The organism is Acinetobacter sp. ANC 5054 (assembly GCF_002135295.1).
In the GTDB taxonomy this organism is placed as follows: Bacteria; Pseudomonadota; Gammaproteobacteria; order Pseudomonadales; family Moraxellaceae; genus Acinetobacter.
Map to the genome: position 1 here is coordinate 140189 of NZ_NEGG01000002.1, position 24643 is coordinate 164831.

Genomic DNA, 24643 nt, shown 5'->3' on the forward strand with positions numbered 1-24643 from the left:
TTTAGCTCACACATATTATGTGATAACCACATTTATTATATGAATACTGTTTCCCCCCTATTTCAGCTCAAGTCCGTTATAATAAACGAGCTATTTTTTTGAATATCTCCTCGTCAAAAACAGTGGAAAAGTTGAATATGTCTGAGAACCGTAAACCTGAACAAGGTGTCAAACTTCGTGGCGCAGAAAAAGTCGCTCGCATACCTGTGAAGGTTGTGCCAACGGTTGAAACGCCTCGTAAGCCTGACTGGATTCGGGTCAAAATGGCTGCTCCTGATGAAGTTCAACGCATTAAAACAACTTTACGCGCACAAAAATTACATACCGTGTGTGAAGAAGCGGCATGCCCGAACTTACCAGAGTGCTTCGGTGGTGGTACTGCAACCTTTATGATCATGGGCGACATTTGTACACGTCGTTGCCCATTCTGTGACGTTGCCCATGGCCGTCCAAATGCTTTAGATCCTGATGAACCACGTCACATGGCAGAAACGATTGCCAATTTAGGTTTGAAATATGCGGTCATCACATCTGTAGACCGTGACGACTTGATTGACGGTGGTGCACAGCATTTCGTTGACTGTATTAAAGAAGCACGTGATCTTAGCCCTAAAACGCTACTTGAAATTTTAGTACCTGACTTCCGTGGTCGTATGGATGTTGCCCTTCGTATTATGACGGAGTGCCCACCAGACGTGTTCAACCACAACATTGAGACTGTGCCTCGTTTATACAAAGCGATGCGTCCGGGTTCAGATTATCAACATTCTTTGAACTTACTTAAAATGTTTAAAGAATACTGCCCAGATGTTCCAACCAAATGTGGTTTGATGGTGGGTATTGGTGAAACTGAAGAAGAAGTGATTGCACTGCTTGATGATTTACATGCGCATGGCGTGGACTATGTGACGATTGGTCAATATCTGCAACCTTCGAAAGAACATGCTCCAATTGACCGCTTTGTAACTCCTGAAGAATTTGATCGTTATACAGAACATGGTCAAAAATTAGGTTTCAGAAATATTTGGGCTGCGCCAATGGTGCGTTCAAGTTACTTCGCTGACCGCCAGTACTATGGTGAACCAGTTCCAGCTGTACGCCGTAAAGTTGACCCTGCCAAGAAAATTGCTGTGCAAACCATTGAAGCTTGATGCTACTTTGAGTTAAGCCCCAAAACCCCTCCTCGTGAGGGATTTTTTATGTCCTGTTAAATGATTCATTTCATTTAAAACTTACTTAAGTCTACATTTATCTCACAGTTGTCACTTTTACATCGCTTAAAAATCACTCTATTTTAAAATAAATCATATTCAGATTTATGTGCGTATTCATCTCAATTTTGCTGCTATTGCGTTTTCAAATGCAAAAATAAAGAGGCGCTAAAGTTGATATCCACACTAAATTTGAGTCCATATTAATTTAATAATACTTCACTAATTAGAATTCACTGTGCTACCCGAGAAGGGCGTTTTAGGTTTTGATCATTCTAGGACGATATACAGTCCATAATGACATTGTACCGACCCAAAATCTCTAAATCCCCCTCTCTCGCGTTAATCGCATATTCAAATGGAGGGTAAGCAATGTATTTCATCATCAGTATTTTGATCTTAGTTCTATGCTTATGGGCGGTCTTCTTCTTTAGCCTATCCCGAGCTGTTGGGGCAATCTCATTGATTGTCATTTCAATCTTGCTTGCTTTCTTAAGTCCTTGGTCACTGATATTGGGCTTACCACTGATCCTCGTTAGCCTTGTGGTACTCATTGAACCACTCAGAATGGCATTTATTTCCAAACCTGCCTATAAAGTTCTCGCCAATGCAATGCCAACCATGAGTAGCACGGAACGCGCGGCATTAGACTCGGGTACAAGTTGGTGGGAAAAAGAACTGTTTATGGGGGCTCCTAACTGGGAAACCTTTAATAACTACCCCTATCCAAAATTGTCTGCCGAAGAGCAAGCCTTTCTTGACAATGAAGTCGAAAAACTCTGCGGCATGATCAATGAATGGGAAATTCACCATCGACATAAAAGACTGCCAGACCATGTATGGCAGTTCATCAAAAGTAATGGTTTTTTAGGCCTCATTATTCCCAAAGAATATGGCGGCCGAGAATTTAGTTCCTTCGCACAAAGTCGTGTGATGAGTAAAATTGCTTCTCGCTCCCTCACCACTGCGGTTAGTTGTATGGTGCCCAACTCACTTGGACCGGGTGAATTATTACTACACTATGGCACAGAACAACAAAAAGACCGTTACCTACCCGGCCTAGCCAAAGGTGAAGAAATTCCATGTTTTGGTTTAACCAGCCCAGAAGCAGGATCAGACGCAGGTGCCATCCCAGATACAGGTGTGGTGTGCTATGGTGAATTTGAAGGCAAAGAAATTCTGGGTTTGAAAATGAATTTCTCAAAACGCTGGATTACCCTTGCCCCAATCGCGACTGTCGTTGGCTTGGCTTTTAAAATGTATGATCCTGATGGACTATTGGGTGATAGCAATAAGAAAGAATATGGCATTACCTGCGCCTTGCTGCCTTCTTCACATGATGGTGTGATTGTTGGTGCGCGACATAACCCAGGCTCTCCATTTATGAATGGTACAGTGGATGGTGAGGATGTATTTATTCCACTCGACTGGATTATTGGTGGGGTAAAAAATGCCGGTAAAGGCTGGCGCATGCTCATGGAATGTCTAGCTGTGGGGCGTGGGATTTCCTTACCTGCACTTTCTACAGCAGCAGGCGAAATGGCTTATTTAAATGTCGGCGCATTTGCACGTATACGCCAACAATTTAAAATTTCAGTCGGTAAATTTGAAGGTGTACAAGAAGCCACCAGTGATATTGCCAGTGATGCGTATATGCTTGAAGCATTTCGCTACTTGGTGACTTGTGGTCTGAACCAAGGTGGTAAACCTGCAGTAATGACTGCAATGGCAAAATACTATGCCACTGAAACGATGCGTAAAGTGGTGAACCACGGTATGGATATAGTCGGTGGTCGTGCAATTCAAATGGGGCCGCGAAATTTCTTAGCACTCAATTATCAAGCCATTCCTGTGTCCATCACTGTTGAGGGTGCCAACATTCTGAGCCGTTCACTAATGATCTTTGGTCAAGGTTCAATGCGTTGTCATCCTTATTTATATGAAGAATTGCAATTATTACAAGCTGAGGATAAAAACACTGCACTCAAAACCTTTAATGAATTATTATTCAAACATTTAGGTTATACCTTTAACCGAACTGCACGTTCATTTGCCTATGGTTTTACAGGGGGTGCAAATGATTCACCTCAAAGTGCAACGGAGCTCACCATTCCGTATTACAAAGTCATTAACCGTTTAAGTGCCAATTTCTCCTTAACTGCGGATATGTGTTTGGGACTTTTGGCTGGAGATATTAAACGTAAAGAAATGCTGTCAGGTCGTTTGGCTGACATACATGCACATTTGTTTATTGCAACTGCGATTTTAAAATACTTTGAGCACAGTAAAAAAACTGATGCTGAAGCATTACATGCAAAATTAGCAGTAGAAAAAGCATTGTTTAATGCACAAGAAGCTTTCTATGGATTGTTTGCCAACTTTCCTAAGCCGATTGCAGCATGTCTCGTCAAAACTTTATGTTTCCCTTTTGGTCGACCACTACAAGCACCGACTGACAGACTCAAACAACAAGTCGCTGAAAGTATGATGGAAGACAATGCATTTCGAAATGAATTGAAAAAGCATGTCTACTACACAACCGAAGCTAATGATGTAACTGGGCGTATGGAGTCGACATTCTTAATGCTCTTGGAGATCGAACCACTTTGGGATCGCTTCAAAAAGGCAGAGTCCAAAGCTAAATTCAGCGGACTCACCTTTGAAGCACATATCTTGGATGCCTTAAGCCAAGGCTTTATCAATGAGCTCGAAGCCGAACAGCTTAGAACTTACAATGCCAAACGTTATGACAGCTTATTGACCGATATTTTTGATATGCAACTGGATAAAAATCTACCTTTGGATAATCCACATTTACCAGAAGCTGAACGACATAAAATGCAGGATCAACAACTTTATCAACAAAAAACCGATGATGAGCCTGAAGCTTTTTTACGTTTTTAAGCTTGGTTTTTAATCGATCACTTACAACATGTTCAAAGTTAAAAGCGATGTTTCGACATCGCTTTTTCGATGCCTAAAACAATTAAGCCAAGCTTATCTTGCAATACATTTATTTTTTATATTTGTTTATAAATTCACAATAAGTTCGACCATCCGCCAATGGTATATGAGTCATAGAGGCGTACCCTGTGTAGCACTGAAATAAAAAATAACGCTCAGAGGGTTAATTCGCATGTCACAGCAAGATTATGAAAATGGTTTAAAAGTCCGTACCGAAATGATGGGCGAAAGTTTTGTGAAACGTGCACAAGATAATACCGTGCCATTTACCCAACCCTTACAAGACTGGATCAATGAACATGCATGGGGTTCGACATGGCAACGTGAAGGCGTATTACCACGTAAATATCGCTCACTAATTACCATCGCATTTTTAACAGCACAAAAAAGTCCAACTGAACTCAAAGGACATGTTCGTGGTGCATTAAATAATGGTGCAACTGTGGAAGAAATACAGGAAGTGTTATTGCACAGCTTACCTTACTGCGGCGCACCTGCGACACAAGAAGCATTTCGAGCTGCTTTAGAAGTGATTAATGAATATCAAAAAACTGAATAATGTGTTTGGTACAAAAGCCGCATCCATGCGGTTTTTGTGCATTTGAGTAATGCAAATTGAAATATCACTGATGAAAATAGTGCTGTAGAAACCTGCTGAATAAAATAGATTAAATCAAACTAACTCAATCTGATTCATCGCCTCTAGACTGCATACAACCGCTGAAAAGTCCAAATTTTCGGCTTGCGATTTGGCAATTCTTGCATATTGATGCTGCATCAAACTCAGTGTCGGTAGATCTAAATCTTTCTGATGAATTAGATTCATGGCAATCCCAATGTCCTTTTGCAGCAAATCAAGCCCGAATGTTTTATCAAAACGTCGGCTAAGTACACGCTGTGCCATGATATTTTCAGACATGCTGCTTTGACCGCTTGAATGATTAATACAATTTAATGCAGAACTGAGTTCCACTCCCTTAGATTTGAGTAAAGTCAAACCCTCCGCCAATGCCCAAAGATGTGTTGCCATTAAAGTATTGTTTACAGCCTTGACCGCAAAGCCCGCTCCACTTTGACCGACATGCTCAATTAACGACGCAAAACTACGGATAATTGGTTCAGCCCGCTCAAAAGCATCGGTATCACCACCGACCATTACAGTTAAAGTGCCACGCTGCGCACCAATCGTTTGCCCCGAAACAGGCGCATCTAAATACGCCACATTTATTTGCTGTAATTTCTGACTCTGTCTCTGTGCTGAGTCAGGTACACCACTGGTGCAGTCAATCCAAATACTGCCAGATTTAGGTGCATGTGTTGCAATCAATGCTTCTACATCAGCACTGGTTGGTAAGCAGGAAATAATAAAATCTGCCTGCACAGCTTTGGGCAAACTCACCGCAGTAGTTTTAAACTCTGTAGCATGTGCAAGGGCTTTATCAAAATTACGATTCCATACCCATACATCCAAACCTGACTTTGGCAAATGGCTCGCCATATGCCAGCCCATCGCCCCCAAACCAATAAATGCCACGGATTGTTTCAAACTCAAGACTCCTCTTATCAGCTTGCGACTTAATGATGTACGACAGCTGTATCAGTTGCTGAATGCTTTTTTTCACTCATATCATCTGCAACATCTTCTTTACGGTTGAGGACAAAGTTCAAAAATACAGCTGCTAAAGTTGCGGTTCCAATACCACCCAAATCAAAACTGCCAATATGCAAACTAAAGTTTCCTGCGCCCATAATCAAACTCACAGCGGCAATAATTAAGGTACTGTTTTTGGTAAAATCAACTTTGTTATCAATCCAAATCTTTGCCCCAGCCACCGTAATCAAACCAAAGACAACAATAGATGCACCGCCTAATAACGCCACAGGAATCGTACTAATCACAGCGCCAAATTTAGGTGAAAGTCCTAACAAAACCGCAAATACACCAGCCACTACAAAGATTGTTGTTGAATAAACTTTCGTAACCGCCATCACTCCAATATTTTCAGCATAAGTGGTCATACCTGTGCCGCCCACTGAAGCTGACATTGTGGTACATACACCATCTGCAAGAAACGCACGTCCCATATAGGGATCAAGATTTTTACCTGTCATGGCAGACACCGCTTTAAAATGCCCTAAATTTTCAGCAACTAAAATCAGTGCTACAGGTGCGATCAGCAGCATGGCATTGGCTTCAAAAACAGGTGCATGGAAAGTCGGCAGACCAAACCAAGCGGCATTGGCAATGGTGCCAAAATCAATTGCAGTTCCCCAGCCCATAACATTGGTCAATAAGAAATACACAAAATACGCCACGACTAAACCAATCAGCAGCAATAGACGTCGAATCATGCCACGAGTAAATACAGCAACCGCACTGATACATAAAATGGTCACAACAGCCATCCAAGTATCAAATGTATTGGCTGATACACTTTTAATTGTGACAGGAGCAAGATTTAAACCAATAATCATCACAATTGCGCCTGTGACGATGGGTGGCATAAGTTTTTCAATCCATGCCGTGCCGGTTTTCATCACCACCAATCCAATACCTGCATAAATCAGACCACAGGCAATCGTTCCGCCCAAAGCCAAAGCGATATTAGGATTTGATCCTACACCGCTATAGCCTGTCGCAGCAGCAACAGCACCAATAAATGCAAAGCTTGAACCGAGATAACTCGGCATGCGTCCACCCGTCATCAGGAAAAATAAAATTGTCCCGATACCCGTAATAAATATCGTCAAATTGGGATCAAAACCCATCAACAAGGGTGCAAGTACCGTTGCCCCAAACATTGCAAAAGCATGCTGAAGACCTAACACAATACTTTTTGATGCAGGCAAATATTCATCTGTTTGCACAGGTGTTGTATCTAAATTGCCTTGATAAGGCTTAAATTTCGGAAACCACGATTCTTTTGCATTCATGAGGCTCCCCTCCTTGAGATGGGAAAATTAATATCAGTTCATTGGTTGAGTTTCACAGTAACGACGATTGAAATACATCAGTCCGTTTTGACCTTGTTGTTGTTGAATAGCTTTGACTTCACAGATCAGCACATCGTGACTGCCTACCGACATGCTCTTTACCACTTCACAGTCAAATGACACCAACGCACCTTCTAAAACGGGTGCTTGAGTGCTTAGGGTCTGCCACGTACCTTGTGCAAAACGCTCATGCATTGGCGTTTTTCCACCAAATAAATTGGATAAATGGCTTTGTTCGGCATTCAAAGTATTTACACACAATACTTGATTGGCCTGAAAAGTTTCAAAAACGGATGATGAACGGTTTAAACAGACTAAAAGTGTCGGTGGCGTATCAGTCACACTACATACAGCAGAGGCAGTAAACCCAGCCAATCCCGCTGGACCTTGCGTGGTAATCACATTGACTGCTGCACCCAAATTGGCCATGCCTTGTCTAAATTGTTGTTGGTCCACTTCAGTCTTTTCCAATTGAGCGATGCTTTGTAATTCATTAAATGCAGGTTGCATTGATACTGCATGTGTATTGGCGATTTCGGTATGCTGAATTTTGCTGTTCATGACTTTCTCCATGACCCACTTTTCGTATTGAAGTGTTTATTTTCGCGTTGTTTAATTTGATTTAAATATGTGCAATAGACGCTATTTCCACCAAAGCTTCTGGTTTCACTAAGCCTGTTTGTACACAATATCGAGCAGGTTTATCCCCCGGGAAATACTCTGCATAGATACTATTAATTGCAGCGTAGTCTGCCCAATCTTTGACAAAAACATGATTAAAAGTCACGTCATCCATCGTGCCACCTGCAGTTTCGATTACCTTTTTAATGGTTTCTAAAATGTGTAGTGTTTGTGCTGCGGCATCGCCAACATGTACGACATTATTTTGTTCATCAAAAGCCAATGTGCCTGAAACATATACAATGTTGTCTACCTGAGTTGCAGGGACATAAGGTGCAAGTGGCTTGCCTGTTCCTTCTGGTAAAATGATTTTTTTTGGCATCGTGTTCTCCAAATTTATCTCATTGATTTATGCTGTTTTTTCGAATGCCACTGGTGGCTGAAAAATTTCAACGAAGTTTGCGGTGTCTGAGACCCAACCAAAGAAGGTTTTGATATTGAATAAGCTCGCTTCATGCGCTTCGACTGGACCTGCTTGGTAACAAGCATCTGAAAGTGCCACACCGAAATACTCTAAAAAGAACCCATCTCGTAAAGTAGATTCAACGCAGACATTTGTGGCAATACCAACAAACACCAAGTTTCGAATACCACGACAACGCAAGATGCTGTCTAAAGCCGTATTAAAAAATCCGCTATAACGTGGCTTTTCAATCACGATGTCTTGTGCCAAAGGTTGCAGTTCATCAATCAGCTCAAAATCCCAATGCCCTTTTGCCAATAAAGTGCCTTGCAACTCTGGTCGTTTACGCATGGTTTTAAGGGCATTAGATTTATGAAAATTCGGAGAATCGATTCCACCCGCTTCACGGTATTGATCATCCCAACCATTTTTAAAGTAGATGACTTGAATGCCAGCCGCGTGTGCAGCATCTACGGCAGTTTTGATATTTTCAACCACAGGTTTTGTTTTTGATACATCAAAACCTGCGAGGTCTAAATACCCTCCCTGCGACGTATATGCATTTTGCATATCTATGACGATTAAAGCTGTTTGTTCAGGTGCCAGTGTCAAAGCTTCAGGTTCAGCGGCGAGCACTTTTCCTGTACCCGCTTGTGCAGTAAATGCACTGCATACAACGTTTTGCTTATTTAAATCTAAGGTGTTTAAGCTCATGCTGTTTTCTCCAAAATAGGCATTGCAGAAAAATCACCATCAACCACTACGCCTTCACGGCATTTCATTAAGGGCTGAATTTTTTGTCCAAAGTCTTCAACACATTGAATAAAATCATCAAAAGTCAGCAATATGCCTTCAGTGCCTTTAATTTCACCAATTTCATCCAGCATGGCTGCCACTTTTTCAAATGAACCAACCAAAGTCCCCATGTTGATATTGACAGGTGAAACACTCGATGCCATTTGACGAATATTGGTGTCTGTACCTGATTGGGTATCTTTTCCACCCTGATTCATCAACCAATTAATTGCTTCAACGTCTGCGCCATCGTTATAGCTTTGCCATTTTGCAAATGCGGCTTCATCAGTTTCAGCAGCGATCACCATAAACAACACATAGGTTTGAACGTCACGACCTGTTTGGTCGGTATGCACTTTCAAACGATCATTGATTTCTGCATAAGCTGTTGGCGTATTCAGCCCCTTACCAAAAACAAAGTTGTAATCTGCATATTGTGCTGAGAACGCTAAACCTGTATCTGACTGACCTGCACAAATAATTTTCATATCCGCTTGTGGTACTGGACTCACGCGACAATCTTCCATTTGAAAATGCTCGCCTTTAAAGTCTGATGTTCCCGTTGCCCATAAGTCACGAAGCACATGTACATATTCAGAAAGGTAGTCATAACGCTTTCCAAAATATTCGTCCCCAGGCCACATGCCCATTTGGGTATATTCAGGTGCTTGCCAACCTGTAACCACGTTTAAACCAAAACGACCATTCGAAATAGAATCAATGGTTGATGCCATACGCGCCACGATTGCAGGTGGCATGACCAATGTTGCCGCAGTCGCATAAATTTTAATTTTGCTGGTCACAGCTGCAAGGCCAGCCATTAAAGTAAATGTTTCTAAGTTATGATCCCAAAATTCAGTTTTGCCACCAAAACCGCGCAGCTTGATCATGGATAAAGCAAAGTCGAAACCGTAGTGTTCAGCACGTTGTACAATTTGCTTGTTCATTTCAAAACTAGGCTTAAATTGTGGTGCATTTTCAGAGAGCAGCCAGCCATTATTGCCGATTGGACAGAAGATACCAATTTTCATATTCACCACCTCTTTTATAAGATTTAATTTAAAATAATGTTTTAAATTGAAGTTCATTATTCTTGATAGATATTTAGCAATTGCCGTGCCAATATTTTTAATTAAATATATATCAATTATTTATAAATTATTTATTTTACTTTTTAGTAAAAAATATACCCTAGTGGGCTGGTCTGTTTTAGACACCTTTGTTTTAAAATAGTGCACATTTCGAACCAAGATATTGCCTTCATTTTTACCGAATTCACTGTTCTATTTTTTTGAACAAGCATTAAAAAACCCAAATTTTCATTCGGGTTTTTATTTAACAAATAGGCTAAATTATCCGCATTTATTCACTAAAAAACTCAAAATCATCGCATTGATTTTTTCAGTTTCCGTATGGGTAGATGCATGCGCACCTGTTTCCAAAATACTTAATGTTCCTATTCCTATACAGTGTTGTAAGTCCGAGGATTTTTTCACGGGGACTAAAAAATCATCGTTATTAGCAATCAAATGCACAGGGATATTTTGCAAGGCTTCTGCATGCGCTTTGGTAACCTGAAACTCTTGTAGTGCTTTTAAGCGTGCCAATATATTCTGTGTTGGTGGGAAATTAAGGAGCTGAGTATTTTCCGCTTGTGTCAAAAGTTCAATGTGATCTGATATCCATTGTGGTGGATATAAAAATAATGCCTGTGCCCGCACATAAGCTTCTACACCACTATTTTTGAGTAAATGGATACGTGTCGAAAAACATTTTTCGGTATGCGGGTCTAAACGATCCCACGCATTAATACAGGTCAAACTCAGCATGTTTATGGCAGCTTGTTCATGAAGCAAGCGCGCAAGTTCAATCCCAATATGCCCACCTAGAGCATGTCCAATAAAATGAAAACTATGAATACCGATGTGTTTGAGTAATTGAACAACCTGCTCAGCCATATCTTGCATGGCATAATCCGTATTTAGCGGAGCTGCATCTGCGTGGCAACCTTCTTGATCATAGGTCATTACATGATAATTTTGCTGTAAGGCAGCAAGTTGAGGCTGCCAAAAGGAACCGCGTCCACCTAAGCCAGAAGACAATACAACAATTTGTGCCGCAGGCTTACTGAGACATGAATAAAATTGAAATTGCATAATACAAAATAAACCTAAACATTGTTTTTACCATTCAGCAAAAAACATGCCGTTTAGAAACATATTCGAATCTACAATTTTTAGTATTCCATTAATTTTTTTAAATCCAATACACATTAAAATTATAGAAAAACTCATTTAATTCGAAACGGACTTGATAACCTAATTCTGTTAATTCAGCAGATAGACTTCGAATATCTTCTAACGGTAAGTGTTTGGGTAATACTGTAAATACTGCAGTGTTGCCCTGCTTGGCATTTTCTTCAATCAGCAACGCCAAGCGTGCCTTATATAAGGCAATATCTAAATTGGCTTGACTCGATAACACTTTGGCATGTTCGGCAGGTAAAAAACTCATATTTTTATACTCTTATCTCATTATTCTTCGTTTTAAATTAAGATAGATTGAGCATAAAATGCATAGCATTTTTGTAATTTTCACACCAATTTTATTCAATGGTCATTTGCTTGACTAGAGTGAAAAAAATCCCTCTTATGAGGGATTTTTATTTTATAGATTACTGCGGTAAGGGAATGTACTGCGAATCACTATTTTGTGATTGCGCTTTGCGCTCGCCAACCTGTACAGGTAAGGTCATTGCCTTGCCATCACGCTCTATTGAAATTTGCATGATACTTAAAGGCGCTTGCTGCGCGACATAGTTAATCAAATGTGAAGTTGAAGTAATCACTTCATTATTTACTTTCACAATTTTATCACCACGTTTTAAACCCGCTTGTGCCGCAGGGCCATCACGTAATACATCTGCAACGACTACCCCGTTGATACGCGGTTCTAAAATATTTTCTTGTTGAATTGGGAGCAAACTAATACCCAACCAACCACGAACCACTCGACCATCTTTTAAAATCGAGTTCATCACTTGTTGGCAAATTTTGGCTGGAATGGCAAAACCAATCCCAAGCGACCCACCTGACTGTGAGAAAATCGCAGTATTTACACCAATCAAGTTCCCAGCGACATCAATCAATGCACCACCCGAATTACCCGGATTAATCGCTGCATCGGTTTGGATAAAATCTTCATAGGTGTTAATACCTAAGTCAGAGCGCCCTGTCGCAGAGATGATCCCTTGGGTAACGGTTTGTCCCACACCAAATGGATTACCAATGGCTAGTACGACATCGCCGACTTCATTACCACTGAGTTTAAATGGCAACACAGGTAATTGGGTCAATTCAATTTTAATGACGGCTAAATCAGTGTCAGGGTCTGTACCCACCACTTTCGCTTCTGCTCGACGACCGTCATGTAGAGCGACAACAATTTGGTCTGCCTGTGCAATCACATGGTTGTTCGTCAATATATAACCATCTGCGCGTACAATTACACCCGAACCCAAACTATTTTCATTTTCGTTACTTTGATCTGGGAGTTGATTACCAAAAAATTCACGATATACAGGATCATTTAATAAAGGATGATCAAGTTTTTTTACTTTTTGTGTAGTAAAAATATTCACGACCGCGGGTGCTGCTACCTTCACAGCAGCACTATATGACACCACACCACCGGTACGTGAAGTATCGATTAAGGGTTCAACCTTTTCCGCAGGCATTTTCACACCATCAGGAGCAATGGTAGCTTTAGGCTTTTGTAGTTGTTGCCAAGTCAGAAAACCAATGATCACGAGTATTAGTAATACCCAAGGCAACCATGTAAAGTTCCGGCGCACGTTTATATCCTCTAAAAATTTTATAATGCATTGATGACTAAATAATTTATACCGTATTGTAATGTAATATTTTCAACAAACTTTAAAATAAACACAGAGATTTGTGATTCTTTAGTTACAATTTAGTTCATATTAAATTTAGTTAAATCCCCTCGTAATTTTGAGAAGACTATGGCTCAGTTAAGTGAAATTATTCAGTGGTGTGATGCCACGCTTAAATCTCATGAATTTAAAGACTATGCACCCAATGGGCTACAGGTCGAAGGCGATCATGAGGTCAATAAAATTTTATGTGCTGTGACTGCCTCACAAAGCGCAATTGATGCTGCGATTGCTGCAGGTGCCAACTTACTTTTAGTGCATCATGGCTATTTTTGGAAAGGCGAAGCCTATCCCATAACTGGCATGCGTGGCAAACGCATCAAAAGCTTGATTAAAAATGATATTTCTCTCGTGGGTTATCATTTACCTTTAGATAGTCACCCTACCTTAGGTAACAATGCCGCAATTGCAGATTTGCTTGAGCTCGAAAATATTGAAGCGTTAGACCCACCTGAACGTAATCCCATTGGTAATATTGGCTATTTAAAGCAAGCCATGAGTCCAGAAGCTTTTAAGCAGTTTGTATCTGACAAATTAAGTTTTGATGCGACTCACCTTCCTGCTGATAAATCATCCATTCAAAAAGTTGGATACTGTACAGGTGGTGCACAAGATTTTATTACAAAAGCAGCAGCGCAAAATTGTGATGCCTATATTTCGGGTGAAGTCAGTGAACGCACTTTTTACGAAGCACAGGAATTAAACGTACATTATTATGCATGTGGCCATCATGCAACTGAACGATATGGCGTACAACAACTCGCAAAAGCTATTTCAGAACAGTTCAATATTGAGTATAGTTATTTCGAATTAAACAACCCGATTTAATTTAAATCGTCTCGGTGTTTGACTTTATCCTTATACGTATATATTCAGGCTTTATTCTGTATTGTTATTTATAAGCAATGCGCATTTTACTGCAAGAATCTATTACAATAACGGCACTTAATGTCAAAACCCAGCAAAATGCAAGGAATTGAAAACATGACAACGATTACTTTACCAGCGTTACCTTACGGTTACGAAGATCTTGCTCCGCACATCAGCAAAGAAACTTTAGAATTTCACCACGACAAGCATCACAACACTTATGTTGTTAACTTGAACAATTTGATTGCTGGTACAGACCTTGAAGGCAAATCTTTAGAAGAAATCATCACAACTGTTGCTGGCGATGCTTCTAAAGCAGGCGTGTTTAACAATGCTGCGCAAGTTTGGAACCACACATTCTACTGGAACTGTATGGCTAAAAACGGTGGCGGTAAAGCAACTGGCGCTTTAGCTGCTAAAATTGATGAAACTTTCGGTTCTTACGAAAAATTCGCTGAAGAATTTGCTGCTGCTGCAACAACTCAATTCGGTTCAGGTTGGGCTTGGTTGGTTGCTGACGAAGTAAACGGTAACCTTTCTATCCTTAAAACTTCAAATGCTGACACTCCACTTGCTCACGGTAAAGTTGCAGTGTTGACTATCGACGTTTGGGAACACGCTTACTACATCGACTTCCGTAACGCTCGTCCTAAATACATCTCTACTTTCTTAGAAAGCCTAGTGAACTGGGACTATGCAAATGCTAAATACGCTGGCCAAGAAGCTGGTGTTGAAAAATAAGTTTTATTTTTCAAAATAAAACCACCCTCTGGGGTGGTTTTTTTATGGGTTAAACAATCTTCAAATTTATAAAAATATATAAGTGTTTCTCTTTCTTGTTTTAGGCTTAAATGAAGACATACAAGTTAGAAAAATAGTCCACTTATAGATAACGTAACTAATAAATAATCAAAGCCCAATAGTCATTACCAGCGCTTATGCCTTCACAATAAACGTATGATTAAAAAATACAAAAATCATGAAACATGTAATTTAATTGATTACAAAATACTTAAAAATTACTGAAGTCCAGCAAGCATTAACTTAGCTTCGGCATGTCCATTATTTGATGCCTTTTTTAGCCAATTCAGCGCTTGTTCTCGATTTTTTGGTAATCCATTATCACCATTTAAATATTTCTTCCCAATAGTGAATTGGGCCAATGCATTACCATTATTAGCCGCCTTTAAATACCATTTATTTGATAGTGATATACTTTGTGCTATTCCGTGGCCATTAGCATACATTGATCCAAGATCATGTTGCGCACCTGAATGTTCTTGAGCTGCAGCCTTACCAAACCACTCAAAGGCTTTGGCATAATTTTGGCTTACACCCTGCCCATAAATATACATTGAACCAAGGTTATATTGCGCCAAATGCATGTCCTTGAACCGCTGCCCTGCTGTACCATTCAAAAGCTTTGACATCACTTTTAGTTACACCCTGACCAGCTTCATACATCCTACCAATATTATATTGCGCAACTGCCTCCCCCTGAGCCGCTGCCCTGCTGTACCATTCAAAAGCTTTGACATCACTTTTAGTTACGCCCTGACCTGCTTCATACATAGACGCAAGATTATTTTGTGAAGGCACATACCCCTGAGTCGCTGCTTTGCTATACCATTCAAAAGCTTTGACATCACTTTTAATTACGTCTTTACCTTTTTCATACCTCACGCCAAGGTTATGTTGCGAAGGTGCATACCCTTGATTGGCTGCCTTGCTGTACCATTCAAAAGATTTAGCATCACTTTTAGTAACACCCTCACCATAGGCATACATCATCCCAAGATTATGTTGCGCTAATGCAAATCCTTGATCAGAAGCTTTGCTAAACCATTCAAAAGCTTTGGCATCACTTTTAGTTACGCCATCACCATAGCTATACATGAGTCCAAGGCTATATTGTGCAGGTGCAAGTCCCTGAACGGCTGCCTTGGTATACCATTCAAAAGCCTTGGTATAATTTTGACGTGTGCCCTCACCATTAGCATACATTACCCCAAAACTATATTGAGCAGTTGCAAGCCCTTGAGCCGCAGCCTTACTAAACCATTCAAAAGCACTGACATAATTTTGGGGTATACTCTCCCCATCATAATAAGCATCTCCTAGCTTATTTTGAGCAGATGCATCTCCTTTCTGGGCCATGTTCTGTAGTTTTTGAAAATTCTCTATGTTCGCAAATGTAGGCTTCATAAATAGCAATAATGTGAGTGTTAATAATATTTTTTTAGTGAGTTTCATTTTCAATTTCTATTAAAGTGAAATAATTTAGTGTTGCTCTAATTCTTTTCTAGAATAACATTACAATATAACCAAAACTCTAGCCATTTGACATAAAGGCAATAATAAAAATTGAAGCCTAATGCGCTCGCAAAATTTATACTTCTAAATTGTAAAACCTCTAATACCTAACCCATGACTCCATCAAATCAGCACCAGCTACATCTCATCAAATGAAAAAATTGATCATTTTTTACAATATAAAAGCCAAATAAATCAATATTTAAACGAAAAAACCTATTTTGCACAATAAAAAAACATTTAACGTAATTTTCTTATAAATATGCTTGACCACATTTATATTCATCCCTAAAATGCGCTTCAGATTCTCCAATAGCTCAGTCGGTAGAGCGACGGACTGTTAATCCGCAGGTCCCTGGTTCGAGCCCAGGTTGGAGAGCCATCTATTCTTCCATAGCTCAGTCGGTAGAGCGACGGACTGTTAATCCGCAGGTCCCTGGTTCGAGCCCAGGTGGAAGAGCCAGATTCTAAAAACCCACTCATTGCGAAGTGGGTTTTTTATTGCCTGTATTTTCATCATTCGAAATCACAAAATCCAAATGACTTAAAATAGTCTGCAATATAAAAATACGTTCATCTAAGTTTTGAGTTTCTATCAAGATCTCGCACTATTTTTAAGTTTCAGCCTATTTTTAAGACACTTAGTTTAACTTTATGTGAATTTATCCAATTCATTCTTGACCATCTGCCCTTTGCTCTCTAGAATGCGTCTCAGATTCTCCAATAGCTCAGTCGGTAGAGCGACGGACTGTTAATCCGCAGGTCCCTGGTTCGAGCCCAGGTTGGAGAGCCAAATTCTAAAAAGCCCATTCATTATGAAATGGGCTTTTTTTATATCTGTTACTTTTCCACCCTAGATAACAATCATTGCTCTGCTTAACTTTTATTATTCATTAACTAAAGCCCCTTAAAGACTTCGGTAAAGTTAACCCTTTTATTAAATTGCATACTCTACTTATGCGAACAAAAATGACACGCGCATTTAATTTAACTACATGAAAAAACACGTCACCGCACAAACATGTTTATTTTTAATGCATTCAACGCAAATTTCTGGATTTTTTACGATTGTGACTTGACCTCAATGCATTTGCCCCATAGAATGCGTGCAGATTCTCCAATAGCTCAGTCGGTAGAGCGACGGACTGTTAATCCGCAGGTCCCTGGTTCGAGCCCAGGTTGGAGAGCCAAATTCTAAAAAGCCCATTCATTACGAAATGGGCTTTTTTCATATATGTAGTTTATTTCTGTGTTTGATCTAAGTCAGTTTATCTTCTTCGTTATTGGCTGTATGGCAACTTTAGCTCTTGCCTGTATAGTCTTCCCACGCCTGTTCCGTCCTAAGCAAAAATTCTACCCACGTCGTGTTATTACTACATTTGAAAGTAAAATGTTTCATCGACTGAATGAAGCTTTCCCTAACTATCACGTTTTAGCACAAGTGGCTTTTAGCGCACTCATTACCAATCAAAATTATAAAATTCGAAATCGATTTAATCGTAAGGTCACTGATTTTGTGATTCTTGATCAAAGCTATAATGTCTTAGTGATTATTGAATTAGACGATCCTAGCCATATCGGCAAAGAAACTGAAGATGCAGAACGCGATGCGATGCTGCAGGAAGCGGGATATCGTATTTTACGTTATACCAGCATCCCGACCATCAGCACGTTAAAGCATGATCTGCGCTAAATGACTTTTTCAAAATCATTCAAACCATAAATTTTACGATAACAGCGCAGATAAAATAAAATTATAAACCTTGTGCCTTTTGCTCGGCTAATACTTCTGACACAGCTTGATCAGCTTCAACTGCTAGCTGTTCATCAGCTTGAGTTTTTGCCGCTGCTTCTTTTGCTTTGATCTTTTCAATCATTTCTGCTTGCTGTTGTTTATATTTTTCTTGATTTTTCGCATCACTATTCACTGCAAGAAAAGCCATACTCACCAAAAATATTGGAATGAGTAAACCTAATGCCATCAGGATAATCATCTTTTTCGTATTCGGTTTTGGCTTTACTTCAGACATAGTATTCAATTCGATCACTTTAAATTTTCGCACCCAATATAGCAAAGATTGAAATTCTCTCAAGTGTTCTATTCACGTTCTGGTTTTAAACAAAAAATTGCCATAAAAAAGGAGACTAGCTCCTTTTTTATCGAATCAGTTTAAGAAGGGACTACACCAGTACAATGTGGACTTGTACTCGCATCTTTCTGAGCCTTAGTTAAGTCTATCCCTGTACCAGCAGACATCTTAGACTGAATAAAATCAACTGCCTGCTCATTTCTACAGATAATTGCCTGGGTATGGCTAGCATTTGGCACAATATCCAATTGATAACCTTCAGCGTAGTTAGCCTGAGGGAAATATTTCGTCGCTTGTGCTTTCATATTTGCAAAGAGTGCTTGAGTAACCACAGGAATCACTGCCTTATCTTCCGCCCCTTGAATAATATAAACAGGGGCTTTAATTACTTTGGCAGCAGTTGCATTTGTTGCAGGCTGATTGTCATTTAAAAATTTCTGAACAACTGGGTCAGTATCAATTTTATTTAAATCAATTCCATATTGAGAAATCATATTGTTCGGGTTCTTTATAAACTCAAATACACCCTCTTTAAACTGTTCTTGCAAGCCATTGGCACTGTTCGGCTCAGGATAACTTAAGCATGCACCATCATCCCCAGTACGACCATAGGCTTTTTCTGCAATTACACCTGCATCTGCAGTAAAGATATTTTTTAAATCATAATTTGGCTCATATGCCTTAATCCCTGAAGTCGTTAAAGCCGCATAAGCCAAAAGCTCAGCATAACCATCTGCAAGTTGCCCAAGATATGCGTCCTCTTGTGCTGATGTTAACTGGCCTTGAGCCACTAATCCGCGGATTTGAAGAAGCTGTTCATCTAATTTATTGACACCTTTACTCACACCGGTTACTTCATCCACATTTAACGCTGGATCAAGATAAATCTTAATGATCGTTCCTAAGCTTGATGCTGGTGCAGCTGCCACCGCTCCTTTATAACTGGTATCGACATTGGCAAATTCCGCAGTCCCTAATGATGCATGACCACCCTGCGATTGACCAATAGACATCCAATCTCCACTGAGTTGTTTACCATAATGTTCTTTTGCTGCTTTAACCGCAGTAAGCGCCGAATTCGCTGCACTCGATAAATTTAGATATGGATGTACGCCCGGTGTTCCTAAACCCTCATAATCAGGTGCAACGATAACATAGCCAGCAGCCAATAAACTTTCTGCAAGTATCTTAAAGCGCGGATGGATTAAGTTTTTGCTTGGTGCACAATCATCCCCACCACCGACTGTTCCATGTTCCCAAACGATGACACGATAACCATCTTTAGGCTGAGTCGCATTTGGAAACAAAACCAATGCAGTCGCGGCCGCTTTTTTCCCCTGCATATTGGTCATGTTATAAGTCATGACCTTAATTGATGATGTATTGTTTACACTATCCAAAGCATAATTGGCTTCAGACACATATGATGATTTTTGATTTGAAGAAGATGAGTCCTTATCGTCATTACAAGCGGTTAAAGACAGCATTGAAACAGCAACTGTCAGGGCTAATGCTATTTTTGAACGTTTCATAAAGTATCCTTTTTAATCATTATTTTTTAAGCATGAAGCTACATGCCTTCTCATTAATGCACAAAAAAAAGCACCCGAATAGGATGCTTTGTTTCAAATTATATTTTTCAGATTAAAGGTTTAAAGCCATAACAATACCGACAAATATCATGAGCCCCACCCAGCGATTATGACGAAATGCCCAAAAGCAGCGCTGTGGATCACGATCATTGGTTTTCGTCCATTGATAAATAAAATCAAAGGCAACAAATAACAGTGCAATTAACCCAAAAGGAAATAGTAAATCTTCTAAGTAAAGCGCAAAACCAATCAATAAAACACTCGTAGCTTGCAACAATGAAATAATTTCGATATCAAAGCGACCAAATAAAATCGCTGTAGATTTCACTCCAATTTTTAAATCATATTCACGGTCTGTAATGGCATATTGTGTATCGAATGCAACTGTCCATGCCAAATTACCGAAGTAAAGCAACCAACAAGTTAAATCCAAGGGATGACCCACCGCGGTATAGGCCATGGGAATAGACCATGAAAATGCAGCCCCTAAAAATACTTGCGGCAAATGTGTATAACGCTTCATAAACGGATATATAAAGGCTAAGAACAATGCACCGAACGAGCAATAAAAGGTTTCAATCGGCAAGAAAAACAACATGCCCGCACTGAGTGCCACTAAGATCAAAAAGACATAGATAGCTTCTTTAGCACTGATAATCCCTGTGGCTAAAGGACGGTTTTTAGTACGCTCTACCGCGCCATCCACTTTACGGTCAGCAAAATCATTAATGGCACAGCCCGCAGCACGCATACAGATGGTCCCAATAATCATTGGAACAAGAATACCCAAAGATGGCATACCTTGATTTGCAATCCATAATGCCCACATGGTTGGCCAAAACACCAACTCAGTACCAATAGGCTTATCAAAACGACATAAATAGTAATATGCTTCCAAGCGCTCACGCCAAGAAATTTGCTGCACCGTTGTCATGCCCGTCCTTATACCGAATCTGAATTAAGCTTGCTGTATATAGTGTTCAAATGCAGGTAGAAAAGTTTCCTGCACAATGAATTTACAACCATGCCAAGTATAACAGCTCTGACGTGTCCAACCATCTTCTAGCCAGAGCACACGGCGCTCACATGCAGGGTTTGTACGTTGAAATAAGAACAAACCAATCGGTTTTTTACCAATATGCTTATAAATACGCGCATGTGATTGCAAGCTTAAAATCGGAAAAATACTTTTTGCCTTCACCCATGGTTCAGCTTCACAGCCAAATAACAAGCTTTCACGTACCCATGAAGTATGTTGATAGGGCATTTTCATCCATTTAGCATCGAGAAATGTGAGGCGCTGATAATGTTCTTTTTCTGGAATAACTTGAAATTTACCACCTGCCAAATCAGTCAATTGCTGGGTTAATGAACCTGAAGCATACAGCCATGTTTTTAATTCTTCTGGAATGATATTGGGTTGACTGTGTGTGCTTTGCATGTCCCTCACCTAAACTCAGCTAAGATGTAAATGATCATGTGTTGAGATTATACACATGGCAGTTTAATTTTTAAGGCTCGTTTTACATCAGGTGATGATTCTATTAGTTTCCATATCACATGAATATAAAAAGCTGCTCTTGAGAAACTTATCTTTGAAAAACTCAACACATCATGTAAATGATATTTTTTGAATTTAATTTATGCTATCCATCTATATAAAAATGCTCTTTTTAGATTGCACCACTAAGCCTACACAACATTGACCAACCCAAAAATACGACCACATGATCAAAATATTATCCAAAGAATTTTTACAAAAAACATGGACACTCACAATTGTCGCGACAACTTTATGCATGAGCACATGGTCCAGTGCCAAGGAACTGGCTTTAAGTTTTGATGATGGACTTAATCCTCAAAATAACCCTCAAGCGACCATCATCAATCAACAGATTTTACAGCAACTCAAAGAGCATAAAATTCAATCTGTGGTATTTCCCAGTTTAATAAAAATTGGTGACTTTCAAGGCAAACAATTGATTGCTCAATGGGGTGAACAAGATCATGTCATTGGCAATCATAGTGCACTTCATCAGAACTTAAATAAAGATAACATCTCAGCGCAGACTTACATCCAAAGCATTGCTGATGCCGATGCTGTGTTCAGGACATTGCCTAATTATCAACGGATATATCGCTATCCTTTTTTAAAGGAAGGCAATACAGCAGCAAAACGCGATGCAGTCTATCAATGGCTGAGTTCGCATGATTATCAAATCGGTGCAGTGAGTATTGATGCCAGTGACTGGTTTTATAATCGCAAATATCTAGATTATGCCAAACAGGCTGATACCGAAAAGCTCGAGCGTTTAAAACATGCTTATATTGCTCATTTATTGAATCGTGCAGACTACTATGATCAGCTCGCTATACAGGTAATAAAACGATCACCGCAACATGTTTTGCTGCTCCATGTAAACCAGATCAATGCTGCTTATTTAAAAGAGATCATTCAAGTATTTCAGCAGGCAGGTTGGACGTTTAGCTCTGCCCAGCAGGCTTTTCAAGATCCATTGTATCGAGAGCGCAGCGCAAACATTCCAGCAGGTGAAAGTATTCTGTGGTCCATTGCCAAAACACAAGGACAGCAATTACGCTACCCTGCGGAAGACGCACCCTATGAACTAGACAACTTAAAACAACATCAACTCGATTAATTCAATCGAGCACATTGATGCTTTGCAGCACGCAACAGCATCATCTTTTAGACCTGTTATGCATTATCTGTTTTGGCAATCACTTCAAATTTACCTTGCGGCGTTTTAATTAAAACTAACCCTTCAGCGCTGATATAAAAACTTTTCGGATAATCATAATCCAGGGCCAGTTCTGGATTTTTTAGCTCAACAAATTGCGCCTGCTTATAACCTTCCACGGTGCGACCTATTTCTAAATAAGTGACTTCTGAAAAGTTAAGTTTAAATCCCTTGTTATGATCTTGTGGATCAATCCAAGGGAAAAAGCCTGTATGTTTTTTGCGTGGTTTTGCCATATTGAGATATTCATTCAAATCTTTGTTTTATCTTAACGCATCCTATAAAAAAACCCGCACAAGGCGGGTTTTTTCTACAGTGAAATTCTCGAAAGAATTACAAGCTGTAGTACATATCAAACTCAACTGGGTGAGTTGTTGTATTTAAACGACGAACATCTTCGCGTTTAACTTCAACATAAGCATCCAGCATATCTTTAGTGAACACACCGCCTTTAAGAAGGTAATCATGATCAGCTTCAAGTGCGTCAAGCGCCATTTCTAGGCTATGCGCAACTGTTGGGATTTTAGCTTCTTCTTCAGGAGGAAGGTCATACAAGTTTTTGTCTGCAGCTTCACCTGGGTGGATCTTGTTTTGGATACCGTCAAGACCAGCCATCAACAATGCAGCAAAACCTAAGTACGGGTTCATCATTGGATCAGGGAAACGTGCTTCGATACGTTTGCCTTTCGGGCTAGAAACGTAAGGAATACGGATTGAAGCTGAACGGTTACGTGCTGAGTAAGCAAGCATGATCGGTGCTTCGAAATGCGGCACTAAACGCTTGTACGAGTTTGTAGAAGGGTTAGTAATTGCATTCAATGAACGAGCGTGTTTGATGATACCACCAATGAAATACAATGCCATTTCTGAAAGGCCTGCATATTCATCGCCAGCAAACAAGTTCTTGCCATCTTTAGAGATAGACACGTGAACGTGCATACCCGAACCGTTATCACCTACCATTGGTTTAGGCATGAAAGTCGCAGTTTTAGCGTATTGGTGTGCAACGTTCCAAACCGCATATTTGAACTGTTGAACTTCGTCCGCTTTACGAACCATAGTGTTGAAGCTCACACCAATTTCTAATTGGCAAGATGCAACTTCGTGGTGATGTACTTCTACACGACCTGGGCCCATGATGTCTTCAATTTTTGCACACATGTCTGCACGCATATCTTGTGAAGAATCAACTGGTGGAACTGGGAAGTAACCGCCTTTAACGCGTGGACGGTGACCAGAGTTACCCGCTTCGTAGTCTTTACCAGTAGACCAAGCAGCTTCTTCAGCGATTAATGTATGGCGCGCGCCAGACATGTCGATGTCCCACTTCACTTCGTCAAATACGAAGAATTCTGGTTCTGGACCAAAGAAAGCTGTATCACCGATACCAGTTGATTTGAGGTACTCTTCTGCACGGCGAGCGATAGAGCGTGGGTCACGGTCATAACCTTGACCAGTTGATGGTTCGATAACGTCACAAGTTACCACAACTGTAGCTTCAGCGAAGAACGGGTCAAGGAAGCAAGTTTCAGCATCTGGGCGAAGGATCATGTCAGACGCTTCGATACCTTTCCAACCAGCAATTGACGAACCGTCAAACATTTTGCCGTCTTCAAACGTATCTTCGTCAATTGTATCTGCCGGGTAAGTTACGTGTTGCTCTTTACCCTTAGTATCCGTGAAACGAAAATCGACCCATTTTGCGCCACTTTCTTGGATGAGTTGAAGGACCTTGTTCGCCATGCTCATTTTGCTCCGATGATTTTTTTGTGCACAATGAAGTGCGTGTTAGTAGTTGGTAGTTATTAAGCAATTACCGTACCAACTTTAAAAAGCAAAGTTAAAATATTGAATTCCTTATCAGAATAGAAGATTTCAGCCCGTTACTTTGCTGCTATTATACTGTGTGTCACAGCAAATGCACCATATTCAGCCACTCTTCATCACTTTTGTTTAAAAAGCTTTTTACGGTGTATCAAAATGGTGCACTAAAATTTAATAAACCCAAATGCACCA

The 24643-nt window shown here is 40.1% G+C and carries 24 protein-coding genes and 4 tRNA genes; 11 read left to right on the forward strand and 17 right to left on the reverse strand.

Annotation, left to right across the window (positions count from 1 at the left end; genetic code table 11):
* The first annotated feature begins 137 nt into the window (after positions 1-137).
* From lipA to B9T33_RS02945, 3 genes are all read left to right on the forward strand, one after another.
* Positions 138-1151 carry a lipoyl synthase gene (gene lipA, locus B9T33_RS02935; RefSeq protein ID WP_086177462.1) on the forward strand — a complete coding sequence of 338 codons (1014 nt, stop codon included), beginning with the start codon at positions 138-140 and terminating at the stop codon, positions 1149-1151.
* Between the two features lie 432 nt (positions 1152-1583).
* Complete coding sequence (locus B9T33_RS02940) at positions 1584-4115, forward strand: acyl-CoA dehydrogenase (RefSeq protein WP_086177463.1); 2532 nt, start codon at positions 1584-1586, stop codon at positions 4113-4115.
* 232 nt (positions 4116-4347) lie between these two features.
* The gene (locus B9T33_RS02945; protein WP_086177464.1) at positions 4348-4734 is read left to right on the forward strand and encodes a carboxymuconolactone decarboxylase family protein; all 387 of its coding nucleotides are present in this window, start codon (positions 4348-4350) and stop codon (positions 4732-4734) included.
* Between the two features lie 114 nt (positions 4735-4848).
* On the opposite strand, the gene B9T33_RS02950 is transcribed toward B9T33_RS02945, so the two are convergent.
* The 9 genes from B9T33_RS02950 to B9T33_RS02990 all read right to left on the reverse strand — a co-directional run bounded on the left by B9T33_RS02950 (position 4849) and on the right by B9T33_RS02990 (position 12901).
* Positions 4849-5721, reverse strand: coding sequence for an NAD(P)-dependent oxidoreductase (locus B9T33_RS02950; RefSeq protein ID WP_086177465.1), 873 nt, complete (start codon positions 5719-5721; stop codon positions 4849-4851).
* Between the two features lie 29 nt (positions 5722-5750).
* Positions 5751-7109: a pyrimidine utilization transport protein G gene (gene rutG, locus B9T33_RS02955; RefSeq protein WP_086177466.1), complete on the reverse strand. Its 1359-nt coding sequence runs from the start codon at positions 7107-7109 to the stop codon at positions 5751-5753.
* A gap of 33 nt (positions 7110-7142) precedes the next feature.
* Positions 7143-7679, reverse strand: coding sequence for an NADH-dependent FMN reductase RutF (rutF, locus tag B9T33_RS02960; protein WP_228145775.1), 537 nt, complete (start codon positions 7677-7679; stop codon positions 7143-7145).
* Positions 7680-7791: 112 nt separating this feature from the next.
* On the reverse strand, positions 7792-8172 hold the full coding sequence (gene rutC, locus B9T33_RS02965) for a pyrimidine utilization protein C (protein WP_086177468.1): 381 nt from the start codon (positions 8170-8172) through the stop codon (positions 7792-7794).
* Positions 8173-8199: 27 nt separating this feature from the next.
* Positions 8200-8967 (reverse strand): pyrimidine utilization protein B, encoded by a 768-nt coding sequence (rutB, locus tag B9T33_RS02970; RefSeq protein WP_086177469.1) that lies wholly within the window; start codon positions 8965-8967, stop codon positions 8200-8202.
* Complete coding sequence (gene rutA, locus B9T33_RS02975; protein ID WP_086177611.1) at positions 8964-10079, reverse strand: pyrimidine utilization protein A; 1116 nt, start codon at positions 10077-10079, stop codon at positions 8964-8966. The genes rutB and rutA overlap by 4 nt, the downstream gene beginning before the upstream one ends.
* Positions 10080-10400: 321 nt before the next feature.
* Positions 10401-11204, reverse strand: coding sequence for a pyrimidine utilization protein D (gene rutD / locus B9T33_RS02980; protein ID WP_086177470.1), 804 nt, complete (start codon positions 11202-11204; stop codon positions 10401-10403).
* Positions 11205-11304: 100 nt separating this feature from the next.
* Positions 11305-11562 carry a hypothetical protein gene (locus B9T33_RS02985; RefSeq protein WP_086177471.1) on the reverse strand — a complete coding sequence of 86 codons (258 nt, stop codon included), beginning with the start codon at positions 11560-11562 and terminating at the stop codon, positions 11305-11307.
* Positions 11563-11722: 160 nt separating this feature from the next.
* Positions 11723-12901 (reverse strand): S1C family serine protease, encoded by a 1179-nt coding sequence (locus tag B9T33_RS02990; protein WP_086177472.1) that lies wholly within the window; start codon positions 12899-12901, stop codon positions 11723-11725.
* Between the two features lie 171 nt (positions 12902-13072).
* On the opposite strand from B9T33_RS02990, the gene B9T33_RS02995 reads away from it, so the two are divergent.
* Together B9T33_RS02995 and B9T33_RS03000 are read left to right on the forward strand one after the other, a co-directional pair.
* Positions 13073-13831 (forward strand): Nif3-like dinuclear metal center hexameric protein, encoded by a 759-nt coding sequence (locus tag B9T33_RS02995; protein WP_086177473.1) that lies wholly within the window; start codon positions 13073-13075, stop codon positions 13829-13831.
* Between the two features lie 156 nt (positions 13832-13987).
* Positions 13988-14614 (forward strand): superoxide dismutase, encoded by a 627-nt coding sequence (locus tag B9T33_RS03000; RefSeq protein ID WP_086177612.1) that lies wholly within the window; start codon positions 13988-13990, stop codon positions 14612-14614.
* Positions 14615-14892: 278 nt separating this feature from the next.
* On the opposite strand, the gene B9T33_RS03005 is transcribed toward B9T33_RS03000, so the two are convergent.
* The gene (locus tag B9T33_RS03005) at positions 14893-15252 is read right to left on the reverse strand and encodes a tetratricopeptide repeat protein (protein ID WP_171263558.1); all 360 of its coding nucleotides are present in this window, start codon (positions 15250-15252) and stop codon (positions 14893-14895) included.
* Positions 15239-16030 carry an SEL1-like repeat protein gene (locus B9T33_RS03010; RefSeq protein WP_228145769.1) on the reverse strand — a complete coding sequence of 264 codons (792 nt, stop codon included), beginning with the start codon at positions 16028-16030 and terminating at the stop codon, positions 15239-15241. Before B9T33_RS03010 ends, B9T33_RS03005 begins: the two co-directional genes overlap by 14 nt.
* Positions 16031-16492: 462 nt before the next feature.
* Between B9T33_RS03010 and B9T33_RS03015 the strand changes: the two genes are divergently transcribed.
* The 5 genes from B9T33_RS03015 to B9T33_RS03035 all read left to right on the forward strand — a co-directional run bounded on the left by B9T33_RS03015 (position 16493) and on the right by B9T33_RS03035 (position 17879).
* A tRNA-Asn gene (locus B9T33_RS03015) sits at positions 16493-16568 on the forward strand.
* Between the two features lie 5 nt (positions 16569-16573).
* Positions 16574-16649 (forward strand) — tRNA-Asn (locus B9T33_RS03020).
* 254 nt (positions 16650-16903) lie between these two features.
* Positions 16904-16979 (forward strand) — tRNA-Asn (locus B9T33_RS03025).
* A 321-nt stretch (positions 16980-17300) separates the two neighbouring features.
* Positions 17301-17376 (forward strand) — tRNA-Asn (locus B9T33_RS03030).
* Between the two features lie 59 nt (positions 17377-17435).
* Positions 17436-17879, forward strand: coding sequence for a DUF2726 domain-containing protein (locus B9T33_RS03035; protein WP_086177476.1), 444 nt, complete (start codon positions 17436-17438; stop codon positions 17877-17879).
* 61 nt (positions 17880-17940) lie between these two features.
* On the opposite strand, the gene B9T33_RS03040 is transcribed toward B9T33_RS03035, so the two are convergent.
* From B9T33_RS03040 to B9T33_RS03055, 4 genes are all read right to left on the reverse strand, one after another.
* Entirely contained in the window at positions 17941-18216 is a 276-nt protein-coding gene (locus tag B9T33_RS03040) for a hypothetical protein (RefSeq protein ID WP_086177477.1), read from the reverse strand.
* Positions 18217-18356: 140 nt separating this feature from the next.
* Positions 18357-19808 (reverse strand): alpha/beta hydrolase, encoded by a 1452-nt coding sequence (locus B9T33_RS03045; protein WP_086177478.1) that lies wholly within the window; start codon positions 19806-19808, stop codon positions 18357-18359.
* A gap of 112 nt (positions 19809-19920) precedes the next feature.
* Entirely contained in the window at positions 19921-20802 is an 882-nt protein-coding gene (ubiA, locus tag B9T33_RS03050; protein WP_086177479.1) for a 4-hydroxybenzoate octaprenyltransferase, read from the reverse strand.
* A gap of 24 nt (positions 20803-20826) precedes the next feature.
* Complete coding sequence (locus tag B9T33_RS03055; RefSeq protein ID WP_086177480.1) at positions 20827-21309, reverse strand: chorismate--pyruvate lyase family protein; 483 nt, start codon at positions 21307-21309, stop codon at positions 20827-20829.
* A 358-nt stretch (positions 21310-21667) separates the two neighbouring features.
* Here B9T33_RS03055 and B9T33_RS03060 point away from each other — a divergent pair, with 358 nt between their 5' ends.
* The gene (locus B9T33_RS03060) at positions 21668-22528 is read left to right on the forward strand and encodes a polysaccharide deacetylase family protein (RefSeq protein ID WP_086177613.1); all 861 of its coding nucleotides are present in this window, start codon (positions 21668-21670) and stop codon (positions 22526-22528) included.
* Between the two features lie 56 nt (positions 22529-22584).
* Here B9T33_RS03060 and B9T33_RS03065 read toward each other — a convergent pair whose 3' ends face one another.
* Positions 22585-22863, reverse strand: a complete 279-nt coding sequence (locus B9T33_RS03065; RefSeq protein WP_086177481.1) for a hypothetical protein — start codon at positions 22861-22863, stop codon at positions 22585-22587.
* 97 nt (positions 22864-22960) lie between these two features.
* Positions 22961-24376 (reverse strand): type I glutamate--ammonia ligase, encoded by a 1416-nt coding sequence (glnA, locus tag B9T33_RS03070; RefSeq protein WP_171263559.1) that lies wholly within the window; start codon positions 24374-24376, stop codon positions 22961-22963.
* Positions 24377-24643 lie beyond the last annotated feature (267 nt).

Excerpts from the sequence above, each read along its gene's own strand:
- lipA (WP_086177462.1), top strand. The coding sequence starts at position 138 with ATGTCTGAGAACCGTAAACCTGAACAAGGTGTCAAACTTCGTGGCGCA.
- B9T33_RS02940 (WP_086177463.1), top strand. The coding sequence starts at position 1,584 with ATGTATTTCATCATCAGTATTTTGATCTTAGTTCTATGCTTATGGGCG.
- B9T33_RS02945 (WP_086177464.1), top strand. The coding sequence starts at position 4,348 with ATGTCACAGCAAGATTATGAAAATGGTTTAAAAGTCCGTACCGAAATG.
- rutG (WP_086177466.1), bottom strand. The coding sequence starts at position 7,109 with ATGAATGCAAAAGAATCGTGGTTTCCGAAATTTAAGCCTTATCAAGGC.
- rutF (WP_228145775.1), bottom strand. The coding sequence starts at position 7,679 with ATGCAACCTGCATTTAATGAATTACAAAGCATCGCTCAATTGGAAAAG.
- rutC (WP_086177468.1), bottom strand. The coding sequence starts at position 8,172 with ATGCCAAAAAAAATCATTTTACCAGAAGGAACAGGCAAGCCACTTGCA.
- rutB (WP_086177469.1), bottom strand. The coding sequence starts at position 8,967 with ATGAGCTTAAACACCTTAGATTTAAATAAGCAAAACGTTGTATGCAGT.
- rutA (WP_086177611.1), bottom strand. The coding sequence starts at position 10,079 with ATGAAAATTGGTATCTTCTGTCCAATCGGCAATAATGGCTGGCTGCTC.
- rutD (WP_086177470.1), bottom strand. The coding sequence starts at position 11,204 with ATGCAATTTCAATTTTATTCATGTCTCAGTAAGCCTGCGGCACAAATT.
- B9T33_RS02985 (WP_086177471.1), bottom strand. The coding sequence starts at position 11,562 with ATGAGTTTTTTACCTGCCGAACATGCCAAAGTGTTATCGAGTCAAGCC.
- B9T33_RS02995 (WP_086177473.1), top strand. The coding sequence starts at position 13,073 with ATGGCTCAGTTAAGTGAAATTATTCAGTGGTGTGATGCCACGCTTAAA.
- B9T33_RS03000 (WP_086177612.1), top strand. The coding sequence starts at position 13,988 with ATGACAACGATTACTTTACCAGCGTTACCTTACGGTTACGAAGATCTT.
- B9T33_RS03010 (WP_228145769.1), bottom strand. The coding sequence starts at position 16,030 with ATGGCCCAGAAAGGAGATGCATCTGCTCAAAATAAGCTAGGAGATGCT.
- B9T33_RS03040 (WP_086177477.1), bottom strand. The coding sequence starts at position 18,216 with ATGTCTGAAGTAAAGCCAAAACCGAATACGAAAAAGATGATTATCCTG.
- B9T33_RS03045 (WP_086177478.1), bottom strand. The coding sequence starts at position 19,808 with ATGAAACGTTCAAAAATAGCATTAGCCCTGACAGTTGCTGTTTCAATG.
- ubiA (WP_086177479.1), bottom strand. The coding sequence starts at position 20,802 with ATGACAACGGTGCAGCAAATTTCTTGGCGTGAGCGCTTGGAAGCATAT.
- B9T33_RS03055 (WP_086177480.1), bottom strand. The coding sequence starts at position 21,309 with ATGCAAAGCACACACAGTCAACCCAATATCATTCCAGAAGAATTAAAA.
- B9T33_RS03060 (WP_086177613.1), top strand. The coding sequence starts at position 21,668 with ATGAGCACATGGTCCAGTGCCAAGGAACTGGCTTTAAGTTTTGATGAT.
- B9T33_RS03065 (WP_086177481.1), bottom strand. The coding sequence starts at position 22,863 with ATGGCAAAACCACGCAAAAAACATACAGGCTTTTTCCCTTGGATTGAT.
- glnA (WP_171263559.1), bottom strand. The coding sequence starts at position 24,376 with ATGAGCATGGCGAACAAGGTCCTTCAACTCATCCAAGAAAGTGGCGCA.